The sequence below is a fragment of the Kitasatospora sp. NPDC001660 genome (assembly GCF_053596725.1).
The window spans coordinates 1-4,036 of the sequence record NZ_JBSFGU010000118.1; the positions used below are offsets into that span (position 1 = coordinate 1).

Here is a 4,036-nt window from a genome sequence, read left to right on the forward strand (position 1 = left end):
GGAGAGCCGCGGCGGGGGCGCGGGTGTCTCAGCGCCACTCGATCAGGAACAGGGTCGCGTCGTCACTCGTACGACCGCCCCGCTTCTCCTTCAGGACGTGGGAGAGAGCGCGCACCACGGCCCGCACCCCGGCCTGCGAGCGCTCGACGCGGTTGACCCAGTCGATGAGCTGTTCCTCCCCGAACTGATCCCCGCCGGCCTCACGCTCCTCGACCAGGCCGTCGGTGAAGCACAGGACCCGGTCACCGCGCCGCAGCACCCGCTCGCTGATCACCGGCTGCTCGCCTCCGAACCCGACCGGCAGGGTGGTGGCGCTCTCCAGCCTCTCGACGACGACGTGGTCGCGGATCAGCAACGGCTGAGGATGACCGGCGTTGACCCACTGCAGGTGGCCGGTCCCGGCGTCCAGGCGCATCATCTGCGCGGTGACGAAGTGGTCCGGCCCGAACTGCTCGGCGATGGCCCGGTCCATGAACGCGTAGATCTCGGCCAGTCCGATGTCGGCGCGCCGGGCGTGCCGGTACGCGCCGATGGCCACGGTCGCCATGGTCGCGGCGTCCAGCCCGTGGCCCATCGCGTCGATCGTGGCCACGTGCAGGAGGTCGTCGTTGAGCGCGTAGTCGAAGCTGTCGCCGGCCACCTGGTAGGCGGGTTCGAGGATGCCGGCCACGGCGACCCGGGGAACAGTCATCGACAGCGGTGGCAGCAGCGACCACTGGATCTCGGCGGCCACGCTCATCGGTTCGAGGCGCCGGGCCTGGAAGATCCGGTCGGTGTAGCCGCTCTTGGTGATCAGCAGATCGGCGACCAGGGCGGCGAGGCGCCGCAGCAGCAGCCGGTCGTCGTCGTCATCGACGGCGTCCAGCGTGAGGGCCAGTACCCCCATCTCGTCGCCGCCGTCCAGCAACGGCAGGTACACCCGCACCCCGTCGGCCTGCGGTTCCTCGACGGGGACACCGCGCAGGAAGGCCGCACCCGCGGGGGAGCCGTCGATCGGCACCGGCTCCCCGTCGGCCAACCCCCGCCCCGGAAGCGGCGCCAGCATCACCTGGCTGTAGTCCTGCAGCAGGAGCGCCGGGTCACGGCCGCCGAACCCGCGCACCGCGTCGGCGACCAGCGGGGCGATCAGCTGGGGCGGCAGCTCGCGGGACTGATCGAGCAGCGCGCCCAGCAGGCGTTCGCCGTGCCCCTCCGACCGGTCCGGTCCCGCTGCGCCGGACGGCTGCTCACCGCTCATCCTTGACTCACCGCCGACCTGCTCCTGTCGCGGGCACTCGGCCCCGGCTTGATCAACCCCGCCAATCGGTGCAGTTCGCCGGGGGCAGGTCCTTCCATTACGCCCGACGGCAGTGCATTGCGCCCCCGGTCGCGCTCCTCCTCACGGTCGCCCGCCGGTACGACCGCCGGGCCGGGCGGAGCACAGCCTCCACCGTGGTTGCAGTTTCGGTTGCATTCAGCTCCGTCCGTTGCCGTTCAGAGCTCTGACGACTGGACGCTCCGCCGCAGGTCAGGACACGTGTGGACCTTCCCGGACAATCGGACGAACAATTGGAAAGCGTGTTGGGGGCAACCCCTCACGAGTTCGAATCTCGTATCCTCCGCCTTCGCCCGCCAGGGCAAACGAAACGCCCACGGTCCTCGCAACTCCCGCAGATCGCGGGTGTTGCGAGGACCGTTAGAACCGAAGTTCCGGTCGGGGCCTTCGTCGTATCCCGTGCCAGTCGGCCTTGTCGGGGGCCTGCGAGTCGTCCCCGTCGGCGTCCTCGACCACCCTGCTGGCTGAGGCCACCGCGGGGCACCATCCAGCGCCCCAGCCCTCTCCGCGTCGCCTGATCATGAAGCGAACTCCCACAGCGGCTGGTCGGCGGCGCGAGGAGGGCCCACGAGGCCGACATGATCCTCGCCCGGCTCAGCGACTGCACCAGCGTCCAGGACCACCTCCACCACGCAGGCCCTACAGCAGCATCGCCTCGAACTGGAACTCGGGTGCGGTCAGTGGTTGCTCGGACCAGATGACCTTGCCGCGGGCCGTGTACCTGGTTCCCCACCGCTCGGCGATCTGGGCCACCAGGAACAGTCCTCGGCCGCCCTCGTCGGTGGTGGCGGCGTAGCGCAGGTGTGGGGCGGTGCTGCTGGCGTCGGAGACCTCGCAGACCAGGCTCGTGTCGCGCAGCATGCGGACGCGGATCGGCTCAGCTCCGTAGCGGAGGGCGTTGGTGATCAGCTCGCTGAGGATCAGCTCGGCGGTGAAGTTCAGCTCCTCCAGGCCCCAGGCGGTCAGCTGGTCGCCGCATGCGCTGCGGATGCGGGAGACGGCGGCGAAGTCGTCGGGTACGTCCCAGGTGGCCACCTGGGACGGCTCGAACAGGCGCGTGCGGGCGACGAGGAGTGCGATGTCGTCGCTCGGGTGTGGCGGGACCAGCGCCTCGAACACGGCCCGGCAGGTCTCCTCCGGGGATCCGTCGGCATGGGCCTCCGCCAGGGAACGGCGCAGCGAGGCGAGTCCGGTCTCCAGGTCGCGCTCGCGGTTGGTGACGAGTCCGTCGGTGTAGAGGACCAGTGCGGTGCCGGGTACCAGCTGGAGTTCGGTGGTTTCGAAGGGCAGGCCGCCCACGCCGAGTGGTGGCCCGGCGGGCAGGTCGACGTACTCCACGCTGCCGTCGGTCCGCACCAGGGCGGGCGGTGGGTGGCCCGCCCGCGCCACGGCGCAGTGTCCGGAGACCGGGTCGTAGATCGCGTACAGGCAGGTGGCGCCCGTGACGACGACCGTCTCCTCGTCCTCGGCGGCCCTGGGGTCGAGCCGGCCGACCAGTTCGTCGAGGCGGGCGAGCAGCTCGTCCGGGGGCAGGTCGAGGGCGGAGAAGTTGAGCACGGCGGTGCGCAGTCGGCCCATGGTGGCGGCGGCGTGCAGGCCGTGGCCGACCACGTCGCCGACGACCAGTGCCACGCGGAAGCCGGGCAGCGGGACGACGTCGAACCAGTCCCCGCCGACTCCCTGCTGCGCCGGCCGGTAGCGGTAGGCCACCTCCATGGCGTTCTGCTCGGGCAGTCCCCGGGGCAGCAGGCTGCGCTGCAGCGTCTCGGCCATCCGGTGCTCACGGGTGTAGCGGCGGGCGTTGTCGACGGACATCGCCGCGCGCGCGACCAGTTCCTCGGCGAAGGCGACGTCCTCCTCCCCGAACGGCGCGGACTCCCCCGCGCGCCAGAAAGTGACCGTGCCCAGGGTCAGGCCGCGCGCCTTGAGCGGCGCGGAGATCAGCGAGTGGACGCCGTACTCGAGAATTCGGTCGGCGGTCTGCGGGTCGCGCGCCCGCCAGGCGTGCGCCTGGCGCAGATCGGCGGCGAGCGCGGCGCGCCCGCCTCCCATGGCGGTGGCCTCCGGCGTGCCCGGCAGCGGGCTGATCTGCGAGCCCACCGGGTAGAACGGCCGGTCCTCCCGGATGCCGCCGACGGCCACGCGGCGGATCCGCGGGCCTCCCGCGGTGCCCGTGCCGGGGAGCGGCTCGTCACCGCGCAGCACCGCCTCGGCCAGCTCGACCGTGACGAAGTCCGCGAAGCGCGGCACCACCACGTCGGCCAGCTCCTGGGCGGTCCGCTCCACGTCCAGGGTGGTGCCGACCCGCAGCCCCGCGTCGTAGAGCAGCTTCAGCCGGGCCCGGGCCGCCTCGGCCTGCCCGGCCAGCGCCCGCAGCTCGGTGGTGTCGCGGATCGTCGCGACACTGCCGGGCCCGCCGCCGAACGGCGCGGTGGGGCGGATGTTGACGGCGAGCAACCGGTCCCCGGCCGGGTACACCTCGTCGGTTACGGCCCGCCCGGACGCCAGCAGCTCAGCCGGCCCGGGAACGAGCCCGAGCTCGGCGACGGGCCGCCCCTCCACCTCCGCAGGCAGCTCCAGCAGCCGCCGGGCCTCGTCGTTCGCCAGCAGTACCCGCCCGTCCCCGCCGACGATCAGCACGCCCTCGCGGACCGCGTGCAGCACCGCGTCGTGGTGCTCGTACATCCGCGTCATCTCGGCCGGGCCCAGGCCGTGCGTCTG

2 protein-coding genes are annotated in these 4,036 nt (G+C 72.4%); both read right to left on the minus strand.

The window, feature by feature from the left end; all coding sequences use genetic code 11:
- Window positions 1–28: 28 nt before the first annotated feature.
- Entirely contained in the window at window positions 29–1,237 is a 1,209-nt protein-coding gene (locus ACWCXH_RS39665) for a PP2C family protein-serine/threonine phosphatase (protein WP_449806379.1), read from the minus strand.
- Between the two features lie 717 nt (window positions 1,238–1,954).
- Window positions 1,955–4,036 (minus strand): SpoIIE family protein phosphatase (locus tag ACWCXH_RS39670; protein ID WP_449806380.1); only part of this gene is annotated, 2,082 nt, incomplete at its 5' end.

Coding starts and splice junctions, on each gene's coding strand:
- ACWCXH_RS39665 (WP_449806379.1), bottom strand. CDS start 1,237: ATGAGCGGTGAGCAGCCGTCCGGCGCAGCGGGACCGGACCGGTCGGAG.